Source organism: Streptomyces sp. NPDC001848 (assembly GCF_042891915.1).
GTDB lineage: Bacteria > Actinomycetota > Actinomycetes > Streptomycetales > Streptomycetaceae > Streptomyces.
In genome coordinates, this window is sequence record NZ_JBIATP010000011.1 from 204,573 (window position 1) to 225,033 (window position 20,461).

19 protein-coding genes and 1 pseudogene are annotated in these 20,461 nt (G+C 71.4%); 11 read left to right on the plus strand and 9 right to left on the minus strand.

Annotated elements, in window-relative coordinates:
* Positions 1 to 88: 88 nt before the first annotated feature.
* Positions 89 to 1,744, minus strand: a complete 1,656-nt coding sequence (locus ACFYZJ_RS23735) for an FAD-binding dehydrogenase (protein ID WP_388571036.1) — start codon at positions 1,742 to 1,744, stop codon at positions 89 to 91.
* A gap of 368 nt (positions 1,745 to 2,112) precedes the next feature.
* Here ACFYZJ_RS23735 and ACFYZJ_RS23740 point away from each other — a divergent pair, with 368 nt between their 5' ends.
* The 7 genes from ACFYZJ_RS23740 (at position 2,113) to ACFYZJ_RS23770 (ending at position 7,867) form a co-directional block, all read left to right on the plus strand.
* Positions 2,113 to 3,006, plus strand: a complete 894-nt coding sequence (locus tag ACFYZJ_RS23740; protein WP_388571037.1) for a DMT family transporter — start codon at positions 2,113 to 2,115, stop codon at positions 3,004 to 3,006.
* A gap of 128 nt (positions 3,007 to 3,134) precedes the next feature.
* Complete coding sequence (locus ACFYZJ_RS23745) at positions 3,135 to 3,653, plus strand: NUDIX hydrolase (RefSeq protein ID WP_388571038.1); 519 nt, start codon at positions 3,135 to 3,137, stop codon at positions 3,651 to 3,653.
* Between the two features lie 38 nt (positions 3,654 to 3,691).
* Positions 3,692 to 4,084: a YidH family protein gene (locus tag ACFYZJ_RS23750; protein WP_388571040.1), complete on the plus strand. Its 393-nt coding sequence runs from the start codon at positions 3,692 to 3,694 to the stop codon at positions 4,082 to 4,084.
* On the plus strand, positions 4,081 to 4,404 hold the full coding sequence (locus tag ACFYZJ_RS23755) for a DUF202 domain-containing protein (protein ID WP_388571041.1): 324 nt from the start codon (positions 4,081 to 4,083) through the stop codon (positions 4,402 to 4,404). The genes ACFYZJ_RS23750 and ACFYZJ_RS23755 overlap by 4 nt, the downstream gene beginning before the upstream one ends.
* 123 nt (positions 4,405 to 4,527) lie before the next feature.
* Entirely contained in the window at positions 4,528 to 5,439 is a 912-nt protein-coding gene (locus ACFYZJ_RS23760; protein WP_388571042.1) for an MBL fold metallo-hydrolase, read from the plus strand.
* A 175-nt stretch (positions 5,440 to 5,614) separates the two neighbouring features.
* Positions 5,615 to 6,637 carry a phosphotransferase family protein gene (locus ACFYZJ_RS23765; protein WP_388571044.1) on the plus strand — a complete coding sequence of 341 codons (1,023 nt, stop codon included), beginning with the start codon at positions 5,615 to 5,617 and terminating at the stop codon, positions 6,635 to 6,637.
* A gap of 6 nt (positions 6,638 to 6,643) precedes the next feature.
* The gene (locus ACFYZJ_RS23770; protein ID WP_388571046.1) at positions 6,644 to 7,867 is read left to right on the plus strand and encodes an acyl-CoA dehydrogenase family protein; all 1,224 of its coding nucleotides are present in this window, start codon (positions 6,644 to 6,646) and stop codon (positions 7,865 to 7,867) included.
* Between the two features lie 58 nt (positions 7,868 to 7,925).
* Here the strand turns inward: ACFYZJ_RS23770 and ACFYZJ_RS23775 are convergent, their stop codons facing one another.
* The 3 genes from ACFYZJ_RS23775 to ACFYZJ_RS23785 form a co-directional block, all read right to left on the minus strand.
* Positions 7,926 to 8,519 carry a TetR/AcrR family transcriptional regulator gene (locus ACFYZJ_RS23775; protein WP_388571048.1) on the minus strand — a complete coding sequence of 198 codons (594 nt, stop codon included), beginning with the start codon at positions 8,517 to 8,519 and terminating at the stop codon, positions 7,926 to 7,928.
* A 160-nt stretch (positions 8,520 to 8,679) separates the two neighbouring features.
* Positions 8,680 to 10,329 (minus strand): class I adenylate-forming enzyme family protein, encoded by a 1,650-nt coding sequence (locus ACFYZJ_RS23780; RefSeq protein WP_388571050.1) that lies wholly within the window; start codon positions 10,327 to 10,329, stop codon positions 8,680 to 8,682.
* Complete coding sequence (locus ACFYZJ_RS23785) at positions 10,326 to 11,090, minus strand: SDR family oxidoreductase (RefSeq protein WP_388571052.1); 765 nt, start codon at positions 11,088 to 11,090, stop codon at positions 10,326 to 10,328. Before ACFYZJ_RS23785 ends, ACFYZJ_RS23780 begins: the two co-directional genes overlap by 4 nt.
* Positions 11,091 to 11,382: 292 nt before the next feature.
* Between ACFYZJ_RS23785 and ACFYZJ_RS23790 the strand changes: the two are divergent.
* Positions 11,383 to 11,799: pseudogene (locus ACFYZJ_RS23790) on the plus strand (DUF1343 domain-containing protein); the annotation flags it as partial.
* 81 nt (positions 11,800 to 11,880) lie between these two features.
* The gene (locus tag ACFYZJ_RS23795) at positions 11,881 to 13,227 is read left to right on the plus strand and encodes a serine-threonine protein kinase (protein ID WP_388571054.1); all 1,347 of its coding nucleotides are present in this window, start codon (positions 11,881 to 11,883) and stop codon (positions 13,225 to 13,227) included.
* A 91-nt stretch (positions 13,228 to 13,318) separates the two neighbouring features.
* Here the strand turns inward: ACFYZJ_RS23795 and ACFYZJ_RS23800 are convergent, their stop codons facing one another.
* Entirely contained in the window at positions 13,319 to 16,120 is a 2,802-nt protein-coding gene (locus ACFYZJ_RS23800) for a penicillin acylase family protein (protein ID WP_388571056.1), read from the minus strand.
* A 278-nt stretch (positions 16,121 to 16,398) separates the two neighbouring features.
* Between ACFYZJ_RS23800 and ACFYZJ_RS23805 the strand changes: the two genes are divergently transcribed.
* A complete protein-coding gene (locus tag ACFYZJ_RS23805; protein WP_388571058.1) occupies positions 16,399 to 17,001 on the plus strand; it encodes a hypothetical protein in 603 nt (200 codons plus the stop codon).
* Between the two features lie 102 nt (positions 17,002 to 17,103).
* Here ACFYZJ_RS23805 and soxR read toward each other — a convergent pair whose 3' ends face one another.
* On the minus strand, positions 17,104 to 17,568 hold the full coding sequence (gene soxR / locus ACFYZJ_RS23810; protein WP_388571059.1) for a redox-sensitive transcriptional activator SoxR: 465 nt from the start codon (positions 17,566 to 17,568) through the stop codon (positions 17,104 to 17,106).
* Positions 17,569 to 17,683: 115 nt separating this feature from the next.
* Between soxR and ACFYZJ_RS23815 the strand changes: the two genes are divergently transcribed.
* Positions 17,684 to 18,145, plus strand: a complete 462-nt coding sequence (locus tag ACFYZJ_RS23815) for a MaoC family dehydratase (protein WP_388571222.1) — start codon at positions 17,684 to 17,686, stop codon at positions 18,143 to 18,145.
* Between the two features lie 37 nt (positions 18,146 to 18,182).
* Here ACFYZJ_RS23815 and ACFYZJ_RS23820 read toward each other — a convergent pair whose 3' ends face one another.
* The 3 genes from ACFYZJ_RS23820 to ACFYZJ_RS23830 all read right to left on the minus strand — a co-directional run bounded on the left by ACFYZJ_RS23820 (position 18,183) and on the right by ACFYZJ_RS23830 (position 20,378).
* Positions 18,183 to 18,809, minus strand: coding sequence for a TetR/AcrR family transcriptional regulator (locus ACFYZJ_RS23820; protein WP_388571061.1), 627 nt, complete (start codon positions 18,807 to 18,809; stop codon positions 18,183 to 18,185).
* A gap of 69 nt (positions 18,810 to 18,878) precedes the next feature.
* The gene (locus ACFYZJ_RS23825) at positions 18,879 to 19,166 is read right to left on the minus strand and encodes a YiaA/YiaB family inner membrane protein (RefSeq protein WP_103839144.1); all 288 of its coding nucleotides are present in this window, start codon (positions 19,164 to 19,166) and stop codon (positions 18,879 to 18,881) included.
* A gap of 60 nt (positions 19,167 to 19,226) precedes the next feature.
* Positions 19,227 to 20,378, minus strand: coding sequence for an acyl-CoA dehydrogenase family protein (locus ACFYZJ_RS23830; RefSeq protein WP_388571064.1), 1,152 nt, complete (start codon positions 20,376 to 20,378; stop codon positions 19,227 to 19,229).
* Positions 20,379 to 20,461: the final 83 nt, after the last annotated feature.

Here is a 20,461-nt window from a genome sequence, read left to right on the forward strand (position 1 = left end):
CGTCAGGGTGTTGAACACGAAACGGTGCGAGCGGGCACGGCGGGGCGGTGGCTCACGTGCCGCCGTCCCGCGTCCGCTCAGCGTCCGCTCAGCCGACCGCCTGCGCCGCCGCCCGTCCGGCGATGCGTCCGGAGAACAGGCAGCCGCCGAGGAACGTGCCCTCCAGCGAGCGGTAGCCGTGCACCCCGCCGCCGCCGAAGCCCGCCGCCTCCCCGGCCGCGTACACGCCCGGCAGCGGGTCGCCGCCCTCGGTGAGCACGCGCGAGGACAGGTCGGTCTCCAGGCCGCCGAGCGTCTTGCGGGTGAGGATGTTGAGGCGCACCGCGATCAGCGGGCCCGCCTTCGGGTCGAGGATGCGGTGCGGGGCCGCCGTACGGATCAGCCGGTCGCCGAGGAAGCGGCGGGCGCCGCGTATCGCGGTGACCTGCAGGTCCTTGGTGAAGGGGTTGAGGATCTCCCGGTCGCGCGCGACGATCTCGCGGCGCAGTTCGGCCTCGTCGATGAGCGGTTCCTTGGTGAGCGCGTTCATGCCGCGCACCAGCGCGCCGAGGTCCTTCTCGACGACGAAGTCCACCCCGTGGTCCATGAACGCCTTGACCGGGCCCGGCACGTCCGCGCGGGCCCGCACGATCACGTCCCGGACCGACTTCCCGGTGAGGTCGGGGTTCTGCTCCGAGCCGGAGAGCGCGAACTCCTTGCCGATGATCTTCTGGTCGAGCACGAACCAGGTGTGGTCGTACCCGGTCTTCATGATGTGCTCGAGCGTGCCGAGGGTGTCGAAGCCGGGGAAGAGCGGGACGGGCAGCCGCCGGCCGCGGGCGTCCAGCCAGAGGGAGGACGGGCCGGGCAGGATGCGGATGCCGTGGTTGTCCCAGATGGGGTTCCAGTTGTGGAGCCCCTCGGTGTAGTGCCACATCCGGTCGCGGTTGATCAGGCGGGCGCCCGCCTCCTCGGCGATGCCGAGCATCCTGCCGTCGACGTGCGCGGGCACGCCGGAGACCATGCGCTCCGGCGGGTTGCCCAGGCGCTTCGGCCAGTTGGCGCGGACCAGGTCGTGGTTGCCGCCGATGCCGCCCGAGGTGACGAGCACGGCCTGGGCCCGCAGCTCGAAGGCGCCGGTGACCGTGCGGCTGCTGGCCTTGCCCCGCGGCGCGTCCGAGGGCTCCAGGATCTCGCCGGTGACGGTGTCGACGGTGCCCGCGCTGCGCGCGAAGCCGGTGACGCGGTGACGGAACTTCAGTTCGACGAGGCCGCGCGCGACCCCGGCGCGCACCCGCCGCACGAACGGGGCGATCACCCCCGGCCCGGTCCCCCAGGTGATGTGGAAGCGGGGGACGGAGTTGCCGTGCCCGGTGGCGTCGTAGCCGCCGCGTTCGGCCCAGCCGACCACCGGGAAGAAGCGCACGCCCTGCCCGTGCAGCCAGGCCCGCTTCTCGCCGGCCGCGAAGTCGACGTACGCCTCGGCCCACTTGCGCGGCCAGTGGTCCTCGGGGCGGTCGAAGGCGGCCGTGCCCATCCAGTCCTGGAGGGCGAGCGCGTGACTGTCGCGGATCCTGAGGCGGCGCTGTTCCGGGGAGTCCACGAAGAAGAGGCCGCCGAAGGACCAGAACGCCTGACCGCCCATCGACTGTTCGGGTTCCTGGTCGAGCAGGATGACCTTCCGGCCGGCGTCCACGAGTTCGGCGGTCGCGGTGAGCCCGGCGAGGCCTGCCCCGATCACGATGACATCAGCGTCGTAGGCCATGCGCCCGTCCTCTCGCGGTGACGACCGGTCCGTCTCCTTGTTACTGACGGGTCAGATCCTTCGGCAGAAGAGTGACGGCGTCAACCGCATGTTTCCGGGTACTCGCCGCTGTCGGCAAACTCACGCGGTCCGCCGCGCGGACGCGTGCGCCGCCGCGCGGCAGCGGGTGGTCACCTGGGGCGGAAAGGGGCCCCTGGCAGGGTTGTTGGGGTCTTCCCGGTGTCGGACGGAGGCGTGGGACATCCGGCGTGACGTACGAGCGCGAGCGTGCCGAGAAGTTGTCAAGCACGGGCGGGTCACAGCCGGGAGCGCTACAGTCAGCGTGATACGCATCCCGTGACCCCGCTGAGATCATTGAGGTACGCAGCGTGTCGGTACTGGTTCTGGCTCTCGCCGTGAGCGCGGCCTTCTGTCTGGGCACCGGGTTCGTGCTGCAGCAGAACGCCGCCCAGCAGGCACCGCTCAGCGACTTCCTCTCCCCCCGGCTGCTGCTGGACCTGATGAGGGTGCCGCGCTGGCTCGGCGGTATCGGCCTGATGGTGGCCGGCATGATCCTCAGCGCGGTCGCGCTGTCCCAGGGCGAGGTCTCGCTGGTCGAACCGCTGGTCGCCACGAATCTGCTGTTCGCGCTCGCCCTGTCCCGCCGGCAGACCAGACAGCCGCTGGGCCGCCAGGGCTGGACCGGTCTGGTGCTGCTGGCCGGCGGTGTCACGGCGTTCATCGTGGCGGGCCGGCCCAGAGCGGGCGACGCGGTCACCGATCCGGTACGGCACTGGGTGATCATCGGGGTGATGGTCGGCGGCGCGCTGCTGCTGACGACGTATGCGAAGAAGTCCCGGCTGATCATCGGACCGGTGCTGCTGGCGCTGGCGGCGGGTCTGCTGTACGGCGTGCAGGACGCGCTCACGCGGGTCAGCGGGCAGCGACTGACGACGGGCGGGTGGACGGAGTTCGTCACCGGCTGGCAGCCGTACGCGGTCCTGGTGCTCGGAGTGAGCGGACTGGTGCTGGTGCAGAGCGCGTTCGAGACGGCGCCGCTGCGGATGTCCCTGCCGGCGCTCACCGCGGCCCAGCCGCTGGCCGGGATCGCCTGCGGGGTGGGCTTCCTGGGCGACCGCCTGCGCACCGACACGGGAGCACTCGCCTGGGAGGCGGCCGGTCTCGCGGCGATCGTGCTGGGCATCGTGCTGCTGGGGTTGCACCCGGCGATGCCGCGGGGGTTGGGGGAGATGGAGCGGGAGAAGGACCTGCAGCCGCGGTGACGCCGCGGTGTCGGCCCCTTGCGGCGGGACTCTCGCCGCCTTGCGGTGGGGCTGTCGTCCCCTTGCGGTGGGGCGAAGAGCGGGAGCCTCGGCGGTCGGCGGGCGGGAGTGCCTGGTTGGATGGCCGCATGAGTGCCGCTGATGAGCTTCTTGACATCGTGGACGAGGACGACCGGGTCGTCGGGCAGTCGCCGCGTGGTGAGGCCTACGCGCGGGGGCTGCGGCACCGGTGCGTGTTCGTACTGGCGCGCGACGGCGACGGGCGGGTGTTCGTGCACCGCCGCACCCCGACCAAGCTCGTCTTCCCCTCCCTCTACGACATGTTCGTCGGCGGCGTCGTCGGTGCCGGGGAGAGCTACGACGACGCCGCCCTGCGCGAGGCCGAGGAGGAACTCGGCGTCCGCGGCCTCCCCCGGCCCGAGCCGCTGTTCAAGTTCCTGTACGACGACGGCGCCGGCCGGACCTGGTGGTCCTCGGTCTACCAGGTGCGCTGCGACCTGCCGGTGAACCCCCAGGCGGAGGAGGTGGCCTGGCACGCCTTTGTGCCGGAGGACGAGGTGGAACGGCGGCTGTCGCAGTGGGAGTGGGTCCCGGACGGGCTCGACGCGTACCGCCGGCTCAAGGAGTACCGCCGGTCCACGCACTGAGCGCGGCCCGGCACGGCGCCCCCGGTAGGGTCCTGTCCGTGATCGAATTCGTACGGAACGTCCGGCTGTGGTTCGCACCCCAGGAGGTCCGCCAGGAAGGCCGTACGCCCGACTACCGCTTCTCCCTGGCCAACGAGCGCACCTTCCTGGCCTGGCTGCGCACCGCGCTCGCGCTGATCGGCGGCGGCTTCGCCGTGGACCAGTTCCTGCCCGGACTGCGCTGGGCCTGGCGGGTGGGGCTCGCCCTCGCGCTGCTCGGCTCCGGGGTGCTGTGCTCCCTGCGGGCCATCAACCACTGGGTGCGCTGCGAGCGGGCGATGCGGCGCGGCGAGGACCTGCCCGCCTCCCGGTTCCCGGCGGTGCTCAGCCTCGCCGTCGCCGTGGTGGCCGTCGCCATGGTCGTGGTCGTCCTCGTCGGCTGGGCCGGATGAGCGCCCCGGCGGACCGGCGTGACCCGGGGCTCCAGCCGGAGCGCACCCGGCTCGCCTGGCGCCGTACCACTCTGTCCTGCACGGTGGCCGCCGTCCTGGCCGCGAGGACCGCACTGCGCGGCAGGACGACGGGCGGCTTCGTCGCCGTCGTCCTGTGCTGCCTGCTCTGGCTCGGCTTCCTGGTGCTCGCCGGTCGCCGCATCCACGCCCTCGAGACCGCGGAGCCGGGCCGGCCCCCGCGGCTCACGCCCCGCCACGCCGCCGCCGCCACCCTGTGCACGGCCGCCCTCGCGGTGTGCGCGGCGGCCCTGGTGTTCTGAGGGCACACACGCAGGGACGCCCCCGAGAAGCGCGCCGAGGGCCGTGCGGGGAACCCCCGCTACCGCGGGCCCGTTGTCGACTGGCAGGCTGTCCCGCACCAGTTGACAGCAACAGGGGGTTCCATGGCCGCGGCGGATCCGTACACGGTCGCACTCGCCGACGACGTACACGCCTACGTCCAGCCGGACGGCGGCTGGTGTCTGAACAACGCCGGGTTCGTGAGCGACGGGTCGGCCACTTTGCTGGTGGACACGACCGCGACCGAGCGCCGCACCCGTGCCCTGGGCGCGGCGATCGCGGCGACGGGGGCGCCGGCGCCGCGGATCGTGGTCAACACCCACCACCACGGCGACCACACCTACGGCAACGCCTTCTTCGCGCCGACCGCGATGATCGTCTCGCACGCCGACTGCCGCCGGGAAGCGCTCGCCGCCGGACACAACCTGCCGCTGATCTGGCCGACGATCGACTACGGGGACGTCCGGGTGCAGGGTGCCGACCTGACGTACCGGGACCACACGACGGTGCACGCGGGCACGGTGGAGGCCGAGGTGGTCCACCCCGGCCTCGCGCACACCGTCGGCGACTCGGTGGTGTGGCTGCCGCACCGGCGCGTGCTGTTCACCGGCGACCTGGTCTTCGAGGGCGGCACACCGTTCTTCCTGATGGGCTCGCTCAGCGGCTCGCTGCGCGCGCTGGAACGGCTGCGCACGTTCGGCGCCGAGACGGTGGTGCCCGGGCACGGGCCGGTGACCGATCCGTCGGCGTTCGACCGTACGGAGCGCTATCTGCGGTTCGTCGCCGAGGTCGCGCAGCGGCACCACGCGGCGGGCCTCACGCCGCTCCAGGCGGCACAGGCCACGGATCTCGGGGAGTTCGCCGAGTGGCGGGAGAGCGAGCGGCTGGTGGCCAACCTGCACCGCGCCTACGCCGAGCTGGACGGCCTGGCCGAGGGAGCGCCCCTCGATCCGCTGCCCGCCTTCCGGGACATGGCGGTCATGAACGGCGGGGAGATGATGGCCAGCCACGCGTGAGCGCCGCATCGGACCACGGTGGCGGCGCCCCGCCGCCGTGACGCCCGCAACCGATGGCACCACGATGGCACCGTGGCGCCGATCACGTTCGCTCCGCGCACTGGACGACATACCGACCGGTCGGCATCATGAGGCAGGTTCTGTTTTCCACGCACGTCGCACGTGAGGAGCAACGATGAGCCCAGACCACCCGCCGGGTCTCGATCTCGGCCGGCTGCGCGGCCTGCTCGACGCCGAGCGGCCCGGCCTGGTGACCGGCCCCCTGACCGGGCGGCTGATCGAGGGCGGGCGGTCCAATCTCACCTACGCCGTCTCGGACGGCACGGTGCGGTGGGTCGTACGCCGTCCCCCGCTCGGCCACGTCCTGGCCACCGCGCACGACATGAGGCGCGAGCACCGGGTGATCAGCGCGCTGCACCCGACGCCGGTGCCGGTGCCGCGCCCGGTGCTGCTGTGCGAGGACGAGTCCGTCCTCGGTGCCCCCTTCTACGTGATGGACTTCGTCGAGGGCACCCCCTACCGCACCGCCGAACAGCTGGCGCCGCTCGGTCCGGAGCGCACCCGGAACGCGATCCTCGGCCTGGTGGACACGCTGGTCGAGCTGCACGCGGTGGACCCCGAGGCGGTGGGCCTCGCGGACTTCGGCCGCCCGGAGGGCTTCCTGGACCGTCAACTGCGCCGCTGGGGCAAGCAGTTGGACGCGTCCCGCAACCGCGAGCTGCCCGGCATCGACGAGCTGCACGCGGCGCTCGGCCGCGCGCTGCCCGACTCCCCCGCGCCGGCCGTGATCCACGGCGACTACCGCCTGGACAACGTTCTCCTCGGTGACGACGACAGGATCACCGCCATCCTGGACTGGGAGATGTCCACGCTCGGCGACCCGCTGACCGACCTGGGCCTGCTGGTGATGTACAGCGTTCCGCTCGGCACGCCCGACTCCCCCGTCTCCACGACCGCTGAGGCCCCGGGTCACCCCGATCCGGCCGAGCTGATCGAGCGGTACGCGGCCCGCTCGGGGCGCGATGTCTCCGCCGTCTCCTGGTACACGGCGTTCGCCTGGTTCAAGCTGGCCGTGATCCTCGAGGGCATCCACTACCGCTACACGCTCGGCCAGACGGTCGGGCGGGGCTTCGACCGCATCGGCGAGCTGGTGCCCGTGTTCATCGAGCACGGCCTGACCACCCTGCAGGAAGGCTGATCCGTCATGGACTTCGCGTTCGACGCGCGCACCGAGGAGCTGCGCGCCAAGCTGCTCGCCTTCATGGACGAGTACGTCTACCCGGCGGAGGCCGTCGCCCACGAGCAGCGCGCCCGGCTGGCCTCGCCGTGGGACACCCCGCCGGTCGTCGAGGAGCTGAAGGCCGAGGCGCGCCGGCAGGGCCTGTGGAACCTCTTCCTGCCGGACGCCGAGTACGGCGCCGGGCTCACCAACCTCCAGTACGCGCCGCTGGCCGAGATCACCGGCCGCTCCCCGCAGCTCGCGCCCACCGTGACCAACTGCGCGGCCCCCGACACCGGCAACATGGAGGTGCTCGCCCAGTTCGGCGACGAGCAGCAGAAGAAGCAGTGGCTTCAGCCGCTGCTGGCCGGGGAGATCCGCTCGGCGTTCGCGATGACCGAGCCGGAGGTGGCCTCCTCGGACGCCACCAACATCACCACGCGCATCGGGCGCGCCACCGACGGCACGGACGAGTACGTCATCACCGGCCGCAAGTGGTACATCTCCGGGGCGATGAATCCGGACTGCAAGATCTTCATCGTGATGGGCAAGACGGACCCGGACGGTCCGGACATCCGCCGCCAGCAGTCCATGGTGCTGGTGCCCCGCGACACCCCGGGCGTCACGGTCAGGCGCGCGATGCAGGTCTACGGCTACGAGGACCACTACCACGGCGGCCATGCCGAGGTCGTCTTCGACCACGCGCGCGTGCCGGTCGCCAACCTGATCGGCGAGGAGGGCGGCGGGTTCGCCATCGCCCAGGCGCGGCTGGGTCCGGGCCGTATCCACCACTGCATGCGGCTGATCGGCATGGCCGAGCGGGCGATCGAGCTGATGTGCGAGCGGGCCGTCTCGCGCACCGCCTTCGGCAAGGCGCTGGCCCAGCAGGGCGTGGTGCACAACTGGATCGCCGACGCGCGCGTGACCGTGGAGCAGCTGCGGCTGCTGGTGCTGAAGACCGCGTGGCTGATGGACACCGTCGGCAACAAGGGCGCCCACACGGAGATCCAGGCGATCAAGATCGCTACGCCCCGCGCGGTCGTCGACATCATCGACAAGGCGGTCCAGCTGCACGGCGCGGGCGGGGTGAGCCAGGACTTCCCGCTGGCCGAACTGTGGGCGGCGGCCCGTACCCTGCGGCTCGCGGACGGCCCCGACGAGGTGCACCAGCGGTCGCTGGCGCGGCGGGAGCTGAAGAAGTACCTGTGAGACATGGGTGAGGGGCGAACGCCCTGGCGTCCGCCCCTCACCCATGTGCGCCGATCGGCTACGGCCGCAGCGCCCTCAGCAGCAGGTCCGCCAGGTGGTCGGCGACCTCCCGGGGGCTGAGGGGGCCGTCGGGGCGGTACCAGGTCGACAGGTGGTGCACCGAGCCGAAGTGGTAGTCGACGACCAGGTCGGCGGGCGTGGCGGTGGAGAACACGCCCGCCTTCTGGCCCTCCTCGATCAGCGCGCGGAACCGCTCGTGGTAGCGGCGCCGCTCCGCGCGTACCTGCTTGTTCTTCTCCGGGCTGAGGTGGTGCATGGACCGGAAGAAGATCATCGCGTCGTCGAGGTTCTCGATCGTGGTCACGACGACGTCGGCCGCCGCCTCCCTCAGGCGCTTCTCCACCGGCTCGTCGGCGTCCGCGAAGGCGTCGAGCCGCTCCTGCTGGATGCGCAGCACGCGCGCGTACACCTCGTGCAGCAGATCGTCCTTGGAGCCGAAGTAGTGGTACAGCGCGCCCTTGGTGACGCCGGCCGCCTCGACGATCTCCTGTACGGACGTGCGGTCGTAGCCCTGCTCGGCGAAGAGCCGCGTGGCGGCGGCCAGGAGCCGCTGCGGGACCGGCGTCCCGTCCCCGTCTGTCGTTCTGGGCACTGCCGCCACCTGCCTTTCCGATGATGACTACTGGGGCGTCCGCCCCTCTTCTCGGGTCGTTCGCCTCCGGAGCGCTCAAGCCGGTGTCGAGATCCCGACCGTGCTCAGCCCTGCGGGCCTCAGCGCGGTCGCGCTCCGGACACCGGCGCGCCCCTTCGGCTCACGCCCGGCGGGAACGCAGTTCCCGACGCAGGATCTTGCCACTCGCCGTCTTCGGCAGCTCGGGCAGGATCTCCACCTGGCGCGGGTACTTGTAGGCGGCCAGTCTCTCCTTGCAGTACGCGGCCAGCGCGTCGGGGTCCGTCTCGGCGCCCGGGCGCAGGCTGATGTACGCCTTGACGGTCTCGCCGCGGTAGCCGTCGGGCACCCCGACGACGGCCGCCTCGCGCACCGCCGGGTGCGTGTAGAGCACGTCCTCGACCTCGCGCGGCCAGACCTTGAAGCCGGAGGCGTTGATCATGTCCTTCTTGCGGTCCACGACGTACAGCCAGCCCCGCTCGTCCATGAACCCGATGTCGCCGGTGCGCAGCTCGCCGTCCGGGAAGGTCTCGGCGGTGGCCTCCGGGCGCCGCCAGTAGCCGGGCACCACCTGGGGACCGCGGACCACGATCTCGCCCTGTTCGCCGAACGGCACCTCCTCGCCCCGGTCGTCGACGATGCGGACGACCGTGTCCGGCCCGGGCACGCCGACGGCGAGGGTCCCGGAGACCGGGTCCACGGGCGCCTCCAGGCCGGGCGGGACCGAGGCGCAGGGCGCGGTGCACTCGGTGAGCCCGTAGCCGTTCTTGATGTACGGCCCGAAGCCGGCCCGGAACTTCTCCACCAGGGCCGGCGGCAGCGGGGCGCCGCCGGAGGAGATGACCCGGAACGAGGAGAAGTGGTCCGGGGTGACGGACGGGTGGGCGGCGAGCGCCATGAAGGCGGTCGACGGGCCGACGGTGAAGTGCGGGCGGTATTCGGCGAACGCGTCGAGCACGACACCCGCCTCGAAGCGGTAGGCGAGGACGAGCGTGCCCCCGCCGGCGAGACAGGCCGCCAGCTCGCACACCATCCCGGTGATGTGGAACAGCGGTGCCAGCGCGAAGTAGACGGGCGCCTCGGGCAGGCCGAGGCCCGTGCGCTGCCGCTCGGCGTTGTACATGATGTTGCCGTGCGTGTTGGTGGCGCCCTTGGGGGTGCCGCTGGTGCCCGAGGTGTAGCTGATCAGCGCGATGTCGGAGGGTGCGGGGTCCCGGTCCGCGGGCGCCTTGTGGCCCTGCCGGGCGACGGTCACGAGGTCGTCGGCGTCGGTGGCCTGCGCCGACCGCTCGAAGTTCAGCACGCGCGCGTCGTCGCGCGTCTGCAGGTCCAGCTCGCAGGCGGTGAGCACGATCCGTACGGGCGAACCGGCCGCCGTGTCGCGCAGATACGACTCCCAGGCGCGGTCCGCGCACACCAGGGCGGTCACCTCGGCGTCCCTCAGGACGTGCGTGACCTCCCCCGACTTGTACATGGGGTTGACGGGTACGACGGTGGCGCCGGCCTTCCAGGCGGCGAGCAGGGCCAGCACGAAGTGCGGGGAGTTCTGCAGCAGGATCGCGACCCGGTCGCCGCGCTGCAGACCGCGCGAGGCGAGGAACCCGGCGACGGAGTCGGACAGCGCCTCCAGTTCGGCGTAGCTGATCCGGCCGTCGAAGTAGGCGAGGGCGGTGCGGTCCGCGGGGACTGCGCGCAGGGCGTGCACGAGCGAGTCGGCGGGGCTGACCGGGGCGCGCTGGGCGTCGTTCAGGAGGGCGAGCCAGGGCTTGGCGGCGTAACGGGAGGTGGTCACCGGCCGGCCTCCCACTTCTGCTGGATGTGGTTCATGCTCGTCAGCCAGCGGTCCGGGTCGGTGGCGCGCGCCTGATAGTACGCGGCGGCCTCGGGGTGCGGCAGGATCAGGAACCGGTCCTCGGCGATGCCCTTGAACAGCGCGTCGGCGACGTCCTCGGGCTCGATCGCGGTCGGGGCGAGCACCAGGTCACCGGCGGTGCCGGAGGCGGTCAGCATGTCGGTGCGCACGCCCTGCGGGCAGATCGCGTGGACCTTCAGGCCGCGGTGGCGGTAGGTCAGCGACAGCCACTCGGCGAAGGCGTACGCACCGTGCTTGGTGACGCTGTAGGGGGCGGCGCCGATCATGGTGAGCAGTCCGGCGGCGGAGACCGTGGAGACGAACCGGCCCGCGCCGCGCTCCAGCCAGGCGGGCAGGAGTTCCCGCGCCGCGCGGACGTGGGCCATCACGTTCACGTCCCAGGCCCGCGCCCAGACCTCCTCGTCGGCGGCCTCGGTGCCGCCGGAGCCGAGGCCCGCGTTGGCGCAGTAGACGTCGACGGTGCCGCCGAGCGCGTCCCGCGCCTCACTCACGACCGCGGAGGCGTCGCCCGGGACCGCGATGCCGCCGATCTCCTCGGCGACGGCCTTCGCCTTCCCGGCATCCAGGTCGTTGACGACGACCCGGGCCCCCTCGGCGGCGAAGCGGCGGGCCAGGGCGGCCCCGATGCCGCCTCCCGCCCCGGTGACGACCACTCCCGCATCCTGCACGGCTTCCACCATCGGTCTCCTTCGACGCGACACGCACCGGCTCTGCTGCCGTCGGCTCTGTACGGCCGACAGACTAACCAGTCGGTATGTAACGAGGGAAGGGGTGCCGTCGTTGGCCCACATGAGCATGACAGCCGACCCAACCCCGGAGGTCACCACATGAAGCTGTCGAGACGAGGGCTGCTCGCCGCCACCACGGCGGCGACCGTGCCGTTCCCCGCAGTGTCCGGGGCCGGCCGCAGCAGATCGCTGCGCACCGGCTTCGAACGGCTGGCGGCGGACGGCTACGCGCCGCTGGAGGGCAGCGGAGGGGCGCGGCACCACCCGTCCCTTCGAACTCCTCGGCGCGGAGGGCGTCGACGGCCGGTGGGCGGCGGAGGCGGAGCGACTGGGGCTGCCGGGCGTGCACTCCAGGGAGGCCTGCTTCGCGCCCACCTTCTCCAAGTTCCAGGGCAGGACCGTCGGCGGTGTGCAGATCCATGTCCACGACCGGGCCGCCTACGACCCCGTCCGCACCGGGATCGCGCTGCTGGTGACCGCGAGGAGGGTGTGGAGCGATTTCGCGTGGCGCTCGGACAACTGGATCGACAAGCTCACGGGCTCGGCGCGGGTGCGCACGATGATCGACGCCGGCGCCACGGCCGACGAGGTGGTGGCCGCGTGGCAGGACGAGCTGGCGGCCTTCCGGCGGATCCGTCGGCAGTACCTGTTGTACGGATGAGTCGTGACGTATGGCCAACCCTGCCTGTTGGCAGGACGATGCGCGCACAGCGCACTCGACCTCGGGGCAAGGGGGCCCGTCATGGCGGTACCGGCAGTGAGCGTGAGTCCCTACTGGGAGCTGACCTTCGACGCGGACGGCGACGTGGACGGGCCGGAGCGGGACCGGCTGCTCACGGAGGTGTCCCGGCGCGGCGTGCGGGAGCTGCTGGTGTTCGCGCACGGCTGGAACAACGAACGCTCCGGCGCGACCCGGCTCTACAGCAGCTTCTTCGCGCCGGTGCCCTCGCTGGCGCCCGGGGCCCGCCTCGGGTACGTGGGCGTGATCTGGCCGTCGATGATGTTCGCGGACGAGCCGATCCCCCACTTCCCGCCGTCGGCCGCGGCCGGCCTGCTGCCGCCGGCCCCGCGGCTGGACAAGGACAGCCGGCACGCGCTGCTCGAGGTGTTCCCCGGCCGCGCGACCGTGGTGGAGCAGCTCACGCGGCTGCTGGAGCAGCACCCGGACGACGGCGCCTCGTTGGAGGAGTTCGGGCGGCTGGTACGGCTGCTGGTGGAGGTGCGGCCGCAGGGGCCGCAGGCCGTGTTCGCCGCGGACACCCTGGCGCAGGGGACGCCGGAGAGCGAGCCCGGGATGCTGACCGGGGACACGGCTGGTGTGTGCCGGAGCTTCGCGCGGGCGCTGGAGCAGGTCGAGTCGGCCGACGGGCGGTCCGCGGAGGGGTTCTCGTTCACACCGAAGGGGATGTGGGACGGGGCGCGCGAGTTGCTCAGACAGGCCACGTACTACGCGATGAAGCGACGCGCGGGCACGGTCGGCGAGCGGGGGCTCGGGCAGGTGATCGGGCAGCTGGCGCAGGCTGCGCCGGATGTCCGGGTGCACCTGGTCGGGCACAGCTTCGGCGGGCGGCTGGTCTCGTTCGCGCTGCGCGGGCTGCCGCAGGGGGTGCGCACGGTGAAGTCGGTGACACTGCTGCAGGGCGCCTTCTCGCACTACGCGTTCGCGTCCCGGCTGCCGGACGACCCGCACACGAGCGGTGTGCTGGACGGGCAGCAGAACCGGGTCGACGGTCCCCTGGTGTGCTGCTACTCCCACTTCGACTCGGCGCTCGGCACGTTCTATCCGCTGGCGTCCCGGATGGCGGACGACGACCGGTCGCTGACCGGGGACTTCGCGGCGGACTTCGACATCGGCCGGCTCCTCGGCGCGCGGTGGGGAGCGATGGGCCACGACGGGGTCCAGGCGGTGGACGGCACCCGGAGCCTGGCACTCGCCGACGCGCTGAACGGCGGACTTCCGGCGTCCGGATGCGTCAACGTGGACGCCTGCGCGGTGGTGTGCCACGGTGGCCCGCCGTCGGGCGCGCACAGCGACATCGTGCATCCGGAGCTGGCCCGGGTGGTGCTGGCGGCGGGCCGGGTGAGCTGACCCACCGCCACTCGTCACCCATCCGGGCTACCGGGCTACCGGGCTACCGGGCTACCGGGCTACCGGGCTACCGGGCTACCGGGCTACCGGGCTACCGGTGCGAGGTGTACTCCACGACCTGCTGGAACGTCGGCCGGTTCTGCCAACTGATCTTGCCGTGCTTGATGCCGCCCAGGGTGCGCTGGACGATCGAGTCGGCGCACCACTGGTCACCGGCCGAGCACTGGTCGTCGCCGGGGTAGACCTGGGACGCCGTCATGCCCGCGGCCTGCTTCAGCGTGCTGATCAGGACGTCCCGGCAGGAGCTGAGGCTGCCGCCGCCGCAGTACTTCTGCGCCGGCGGGCCCTGCACCGACTCGCCGAGGACCGCCCGGATGTCCTTGTCGACATAGCTCCACCAGCCGTACTGGAAGGAGCTTCCGGCGTGCGATCCGGTCGGGCCGTGCGCGGCCGACGGGGACTCGTCGATCGGCAGGTTGTTGCCGAAGGCCGTGTACAGGTCGCTGCCGAGACCGGGCTGGAACTCGGCCTTCACCAGCAGCGGCCACCAGGCGTCCAGGATGCGGATCGCGTCGGCATCGGCGTACGTCTTCGAGCCGGCCGAGGTCTCCGTGCGCTTGGCTCCCGCCGAGACCCAGGCCTGCAGCTTGCTCACCGCCGCCGCGGCCGTGGAGTCGGTCACCGCCGAACTGCCGATGACCTGCAGCAGCTTCGGCAGCACGTCCTCGGCGCGCAGGTCGGCGAGGGCCGCGTCGGCCATGGCCTTCACGAGGGACGACCTGGTCACCCCGCCGGCCGCCACCAGCTTCTTCACCCGGTCCTCCAGCAGGTTGCCGCGGTGGACCGAGCCCTCGCCCCAGGGTGCGGCCGTGTAGTCCTTGGCCTGCTTGTTGTTCCAGGAGATGTAGTAGTCCTGATCGATGGAGTTGGGGTGCTGGGACGGCGGCGTGTAGTCGGACGTGTTCGTCGTCGGGTCCCAGTTCCGCCACTCGTACGCCGCCTGCGCCCACACCGGGAACTCGGCGTCGACACCGCTCGCGCGCACCGGGTTGTCGCCGCTGTTGTAGTACGCGGTGTGCTGGGAGTCGGCGTAGAACCAGTTGAAGGTGTAGTTGATGTGCTGGACAGCGCTCTGGAAGTCCTTCGGGCCCTTGACGTAGTCGGGGTCGTTCAGCATCTGGAAGCCGATGATCGAGTCGGCCTCGTGCAGGTAGGACGAGCGCAGGGTGGTGTAGGCGACTTTCTTGCCGCCGACCGTGGCGCGGTACTCCACGGGCCCGTACTTGGTGCGCCACACCCGCATGGTGTAGGAACCGGCGGGTGTCGAGTCGGCGGTCGTGGGTGACCAGGAGTTCTTCTGCTCGACCTTGTCCATGGCCGTGCAGGTGCCGTGGTAGAGGTAGTGGTAGTCGTCCTGGCACAGCTCGACCGCGTAGGTGTCGATGATGTCCTGGCCGGAGGTGGTGGCGCTCCAGGAGTAGTCCTGGCCTCGGCCCAGTTCGACGTACATGCTCAGGCCCGCGAAGGACGCCCCACGGGCGCTGATGCCCGGGCCCTGGATCTCCTGGAGCATGAGCAGCTGGGGGGCGAAGTAGCCGGTCTGCGGGCCGAAGACGGCGATGGGGTGGCCGCTCGCGGTGTACTTGCCGCTGACCACGAGGGCGTTGGACATGCCGCGCTTTGCGGAGGTCAGGGCCGTCTTCGCGGCGGTGGTGGAGGCGCTGCCGGCACTCGATGTGGCCGCGCTGCCGGACCGGTCGTAGACGAGCGGCTCCTGGGCCACGGAACCGGCGTCGGGCAGCGCCTCGCCCTGCGGGCTGTCGGGCCTGGACGCGTACGGGAAGCTCTCGCCGTTGTGGACGGTGAGGACGGCCTCGGGGTCGTTGCGCTCGCGGAAGGACTCCCAGACCTTGGTGCCCTCCTCCACGCCGTACTTGGACTGGGCGGCCAGCAGGGAGATCGCGTTGTTGACCTCGCCGCCCCCGCCGGAGCCGAAGAGCGCGCCGATGACGGAGGCGAGCGCGACCAGGTCGGTGAGCTTGAAGTGCTCGATGGTGCCGGCGTTGGTGATGGCGTCCTTGTGGCCGGTCAGGACGTACTCACCGGGGAAGTAGCGGCCCGAGTCGGAGGCGTCGATGTAGGCGTTGATACCGGCCAGGTAGGCGTTCACGTCGACGAGGGCCTGCTTGCCGCGGTCGCCAGCGGCGGCCACCGCGTTGTCGATCTGGGCCTGCAGATCGGCCTCGGTGTAGGGCGCATTGCGCCAGAACTCCTGTTCGAGGCCCTGGTTGGAGGCGGCGCCGCCCGCGAAGGAGGTCAGCTGCCCACGGCCCACGTGCCGGAAGACGTCCATGAGCCACAGCCGGTCCTCGGCGGCGGCATACCCGGCGCCGAACTCGGTGCCGTACCTGGTGGTACCGGTGATGTGCGGGACGCCCGTCTTCTTGTCGCGGACGATCGTCACGTCGCCGCGGCCCGCGGGCTTCTCGGTGGAGGCGACTTGATCGGAAGGGACGCCGAACGACGCGTCATTGAAGAAGTTGTTGATCTTCGCGTCGGTGAGCGTGGAGTAGCCGGTGGCCAGGTTGGCGTACGGGCCGAGCTGGTCCTCGGCATGGTCGGGCTGGGTGCCGAAGGCCTGGTTGAGGAGGATCTGGGCGAGGGTGGCGTTGCCGTTCTCACCGGGCGGGAGGATGTCCGAACACCGGCCGCCGCAGTAGTCGTTGGGCGCGGCCACCTGCGCGGCGCCCGTGGCCGCCTGAGCGGTGACCGCGGCCGTCGGGGACAAAAGCCCCGCGAGGAGGACGCATATCGACGCGGCCTTGAGGAACTTGGGGGATCTGCGAGGAGTTCTCAGTCTGTCGAGGGCGGTGCGTGGGGTGCGCCATGGCATGGCAGCTCCTCCCGACGATGGGGGTCCCCCTGCTCGAGCGAAGCCGAGAGCTTGGGGGAGGGGGCGGCGGGACGTTACCGCCGGTATCCCCGCGATTGAAGATGAACATGCGTCAGTTTTTCAACCGTCCGGCGGGTGGCTTATGGAGGTCATCGGAAATCCGATGGAGCCGAATCGCGTGTCGATACGTCTATTCGGCGACGTCGCGCGAAGTCCGTACGACAACGACGCCGAAGTGACCGAAGTAACAGGTGCAGGTGTGACGGAGGTGCAAGGCGATGGCCGGTTTCCGGAGTCTGGCGAGACAGGTCCGTGATCCGAGGTGCGATCTGGCACTGCGGCGCTACTCACTGCGCAAGTGCCTTGAGAAGTTCGCCCCCTACGGGCATCGGGCGACTTGGGACCATCTGTGCTCCCGGGCCGGGTTCGGTCCCGAGGACCGCTCCCCCGATCCGGCGCGGCTCGTGGCCGCACTGGAAGAACTGGAGGAGGCCCGGTCCGTCTGGCTCACCTACGAGGCCGAGTTCACGCAGCGCCGGAAGAAGGAGAAGCACGACGGGCTGCGCCGGCCGGGCAGTGTGGACGACTGGCACCGGCTGACCTGGGGCGGTTTCGGGGTCGCATGGTGCGACGACCCGCGGGTCCACCCGCACGAGCCGCTGGCCGAGGTGCTGCGCCGGCTCATCGCCGCACTGGAGCGCGAGCCGGGATCGTCATGCCCGGTGTGCGCCGGCGAGCGCCTGATCTGGAGATACGACCTGGCCCATGAGCCGTCGTCGGGCCCGGTCTGCACGGACTGCGGCATCCTGGTGCCGACTCCCGTGCTGACGCCCGCGGCCCTGGCACGGACCAGGCGCACGCGGCTGCTCGTGTCGGCCTAGGGCCGTGATCGTGGGGGTGCGCCGGGGGATGCCGCACCCCCCGTTGTCAGCGGCGACCACCCGTGCCGCCCAGGGGTGGCACGAACGCCCGCAGCAGGGCGGCTATCGCTTCCGGCGTTCCACCAGCAGGCGGGAACCCGACTGCCTCTCGCCGAAGACATCGTCCGGGTTGGACAGGACGCACGTCTCCAGGGACAGGCAGCCGCAGCCGATGCAGTCGGTCAGGTGGTCACGGAGGCGGCTCAGCTGGTTGATCCGTTCGTCCAGTTCGGAGCGCCAGGCCGCGGAGAGGCGGGCCCAGTCCTCCCGGGTGGGTGTGCGCTCCTCGGGGAGCTGCGCCAGCGCCTCGCGGATCGTGGTCAGCGGGATGCCCACCCGCTGCGCCGCCCGTACGAAGGCGACCCTGCGCAGTGCGTCCCGGGTGTAGCGGCGCTGGTTGCCCGACGTGCGGCGGCTCCTGATCAGCCCCTTGGACTCGTAGAAGTGCAGGGCGGAGACGGCGACGCCGCTACGGGCCGACAACTGGCCGACGGTCAGCTCGTGGATCTTCTCGGGGATCTGGGGCACCTCCCAGAGCCTACCCACCGCGGCACGGGCGCCGTCCGTTGACACCGGCGCCTCACCCGGCCATGCTAAGCAGTCGCTTAGGTATGGTGACTTCGTGACGCGAGAGGCCGGGAACATGGCAGAGCCGAGGATCTTCACGTCCGCCGACGAGTTGAAGGCGGCGGTGGGCGAGCAGCTGGGGTACACCGACTGGCTGGAAATCGACCAGAAGCGGATCGACCTGTTCGCGGAGGCGACCGGGGACCACCAGTGGATCCATGTGGATCCGGAGAAGGCGGCCGAGGGACCCTTCGGGACCACCATCGCGCACGGCTACCTCACGCTGTCGCTGCTCCCGCTGTTCGGACCGCAGCTGATCAAGGTCGAGGGCGTGAAGATGGGCGTCAACTACGGCACCAACAAGGTCCGTTTCCCCGCCCCGGTCCCGGTCGGTTCCCGGCTGCGCGCGACCGCGGCGATCTCCGGCGTCGAGGAGGTGCCGGGCGGCGTGCAGGTGAGCGTCGCCTTCACCGTGGAGCGGGAAGGCGGCGACAAGCCGGTGTGCGTCGCGGAGTCGGTCGCGCGCTACTACCTCTGACCCCGCACCGCGGACCCCCGACCCAGGGCCCGAGGGGCTACTTCCGCGCCCCCACCATGCGCAGCACGAGGTCGGCGTAGAGCGCGCCGACCTCCTCGGGCGTCCGGGGTCCGTCGACGTTGAACCAGCGGGCGACGTCGATGCACAGGGAGAGGATCGCCAGCGTCGTCCCCTTCACGTCCAACACGTCGAACTCGCCCGCGGCCACACCGTCCTCGACGATCCCGCGCACCTCGGCGTCCACCTGGCGGCGGAGCGCGAGGATCTCGGCACGGGCGTCCGGGCCGAGGGCGTCCAGTTCGTACTGCACGACCCGCGCGGTGGTGCGCCGCCCGGCGTGCCAGCGGACGAAGGAGCTCACGGCGTCGGCGAGCCGCTCGGTCGCGCTGCCCTCGCGCCGGGCCGCCGTGCGCAGGATCTCCAGGGCCTTGTCGTGGCCGATGCGGCTGATGCGGTGGAGCAGCTCTTCCTTGGTCTTGTAGTGGATGTAGAGGGCGGCCGGGCTCATACCGGCGCGTCCCGCGATGTCACGGGTCGTCGTGGCGTGGTAGCCGCGCTCGGCGAAGGCCTCGACCGCGGCGACCAGCAGCCGCCGGGCCGCGTCCGGGGTCACCTCGGCCCACGGCTCCATCTCGCCGCCGGCTGTCTCCTCCGCCGTACTCATCGCTCGCCCCTTCCACTGGCAGGACGAACACCATACCTCCGAAGGTGAGCGGGCGCTTAGAGTGCCCGCTCAGAGCTTTTCGAAAGGATCGTGCTCGGCGAGCAGTTTCTCCAGCCTGGCCTGGTCGACCCGGCTGACGATCTGCCCGGCCTCCTGCCGGTCCCGGATCACCTTGGCGAGGGTGAAGGCGGACGTCACCAGGTACAGCACGGCGATCCCGAGGAAGGCCCGCACCCAGGCGTCGGCGTGCAGTTGGAAGATCCCGACGGCGGTGGCCACCAGGGCGATGGCGAAGGACGCCACGGCCTGACCGTAGAAGGCGGCCGTGTTCTGCTGTCTGACCGGAGTCTCACTCATGTGCACCAGGGTCGGCTGACGGCGCCGCCCGGACATCCGTACCCGTACTCACAGCGGTACTCAGAACGCCGAAACCCCCGTCAGCGCCCGCCCGATGACCAGTTTCTGGATCTGGCTGGTGCCCTCGTACAGGGTCATCACCCGGGCGTCGCGCAGCAGTTTGCCCACCGGGTACTCGTCGATGTAGCCGTAGCCGCCGAAGACCTGCAGGGCGTTGTTCGCGGCGCGGACGGCGGCCTCGGAGGCGAACAGCTTGGCCTTGGAGGACTCGACGGCGAAGGGCAGTCCGCGGTCGATCAGGTCGGCGACCCGCCAGGTCAGCAGCCGGGCCGCGTCCACGTCGACGGCGATGTCGCTGAGGAGTTCCTGGACGAGCTGGTGGTGGGCGATGGTACGGCCGAACTGCTCGCGCTCGCCGGCGTACTTCACGGCCTCCTCCAGCGCGGCCCGGGCTATGCCGACGCAGCCCGCCGCGACCGACATCCGGCCCTTGGCGAGCGCGGACATGGCGACGGAGAAGCCCTTGCCCTCCGGGGCCAGCATCGCGGAGGCGGGGACGCGGACGTCCTCGAGGACCAGTTCGGCGGTCGCCTGGCCGCGCAGGCCGAGCTTGCCGTGGACGGGGCGGCGGGTCAGGCCGGGCGTGTCGGTCGGGACGAGGAAGGCGGAGACGCCCTTGTGGCCGGGGGCGTCGGTGGAGCGGGCGAAGAGGAGGACGACATCGGCCCAGGTGCCGTTGGTGATGAACATCTTGGTGCCGTTGATCACGTAGTGGTCGCCGTCGCGTACCGCCCTGGTGGCGAGGTTGCCCGCGTCGGAGCCGGTGCCCGGTTCGGTGAGCCCGAAGCAGCCGACGTGGTCCCCGGACGTCAGCCCCGGCAGCCAGCGGCGCTTCTGCTCCTCGCTCCCCCAGGCGGCGATGGTCTTGGCGACCAGGCCGAGCGAGACGGACACGATCCCGCGCACGGACGAGTCGCCGCGGCCCAGTTCCTCGGTCACCAGGCAGTACGCGAGGTGGTCGCCGCCCGAGCCGCCGTACTCCTCGTCGATGGTGAGCCCGAGGAAGCCGACCTCGCCGAGCTTCTTGACGATCGAGCGGTCCACCTCCTCGGCCCGGTCCCAGGCGACGACGTGCGGGGCGATCTCGCGGGTCACGAACTCCTCGGCCAGCCGTCGCACGGCCACCTGATCCTCGCTGAGCTCCAGGTTCACGACGCGTCACCCCTCGGCAGGTCATTGAATGCGGCACATTTAAATTAGCAGTGCTAGTTTCGAGCCGCAGCCCTACTATGTGC

Coding starts and splice junctions, on each gene's coding strand:
- ACFYZJ_RS23815 (WP_388571222.1), top strand. CDS start 17,684: ATGGCAGAGCCGAGGATCTTCACGTCCGCCGACGAGTTGAAGGCGGCG.
- ACFYZJ_RS23755 (WP_388571041.1), top strand. CDS start 4,081: ATGAGCGCCCCGGCGGACCGGCGTGACCCGGGGCTCCAGCCGGAGCGC.
- ACFYZJ_RS23770 (WP_388571046.1), top strand. CDS start 6,644: ATGGACTTCGCGTTCGACGCGCGCACCGAGGAGCTGCGCGCCAAGCTG.
- ACFYZJ_RS23735 (WP_388571036.1), bottom strand. CDS start 1,744: ATGGCCTACGACGCTGATGTCATCGTGATCGGGGCAGGCCTCGCCGGG.
- ACFYZJ_RS23800 (WP_388571056.1), bottom strand. CDS start 16,120: ATGCCATGGCGCACCCCACGCACCGCCCTCGACAGACTGAGAACTCCT.
- ACFYZJ_RS23760 (WP_388571042.1), top strand. CDS start 4,528: ATGGCCGCGGCGGATCCGTACACGGTCGCACTCGCCGACGACGTACAC.
- ACFYZJ_RS23820 (WP_388571061.1), bottom strand. CDS start 18,809: ATGAGTACGGCGGAGGAGACAGCCGGCGGCGAGATGGAGCCGTGGGCC.
- ACFYZJ_RS23805 (WP_388571058.1), top strand. CDS start 16,399: ATGGCCGGTTTCCGGAGTCTGGCGAGACAGGTCCGTGATCCGAGGTGC.
- ACFYZJ_RS23785 (WP_388571052.1), bottom strand. CDS start 11,090: ATGGTGGAAGCCGTGCAGGATGCGGGAGTGGTCGTCACCGGGGCGGGA.
- ACFYZJ_RS23825 (WP_103839144.1), bottom strand. CDS start 19,166: ATGAGTGAGACTCCGGTCAGACAGCAGAACACGGCCGCCTTCTACGGT.
- ACFYZJ_RS23745 (WP_388571038.1), top strand. CDS start 3,135: ATGAGTGCCGCTGATGAGCTTCTTGACATCGTGGACGAGGACGACCGG.
- ACFYZJ_RS23795 (WP_388571054.1), top strand. CDS start 11,881: ATGGCGGTACCGGCAGTGAGCGTGAGTCCCTACTGGGAGCTGACCTTC.
- ACFYZJ_RS23765 (WP_388571044.1), top strand. CDS start 5,615: ATGAGCCCAGACCACCCGCCGGGTCTCGATCTCGGCCGGCTGCGCGGC.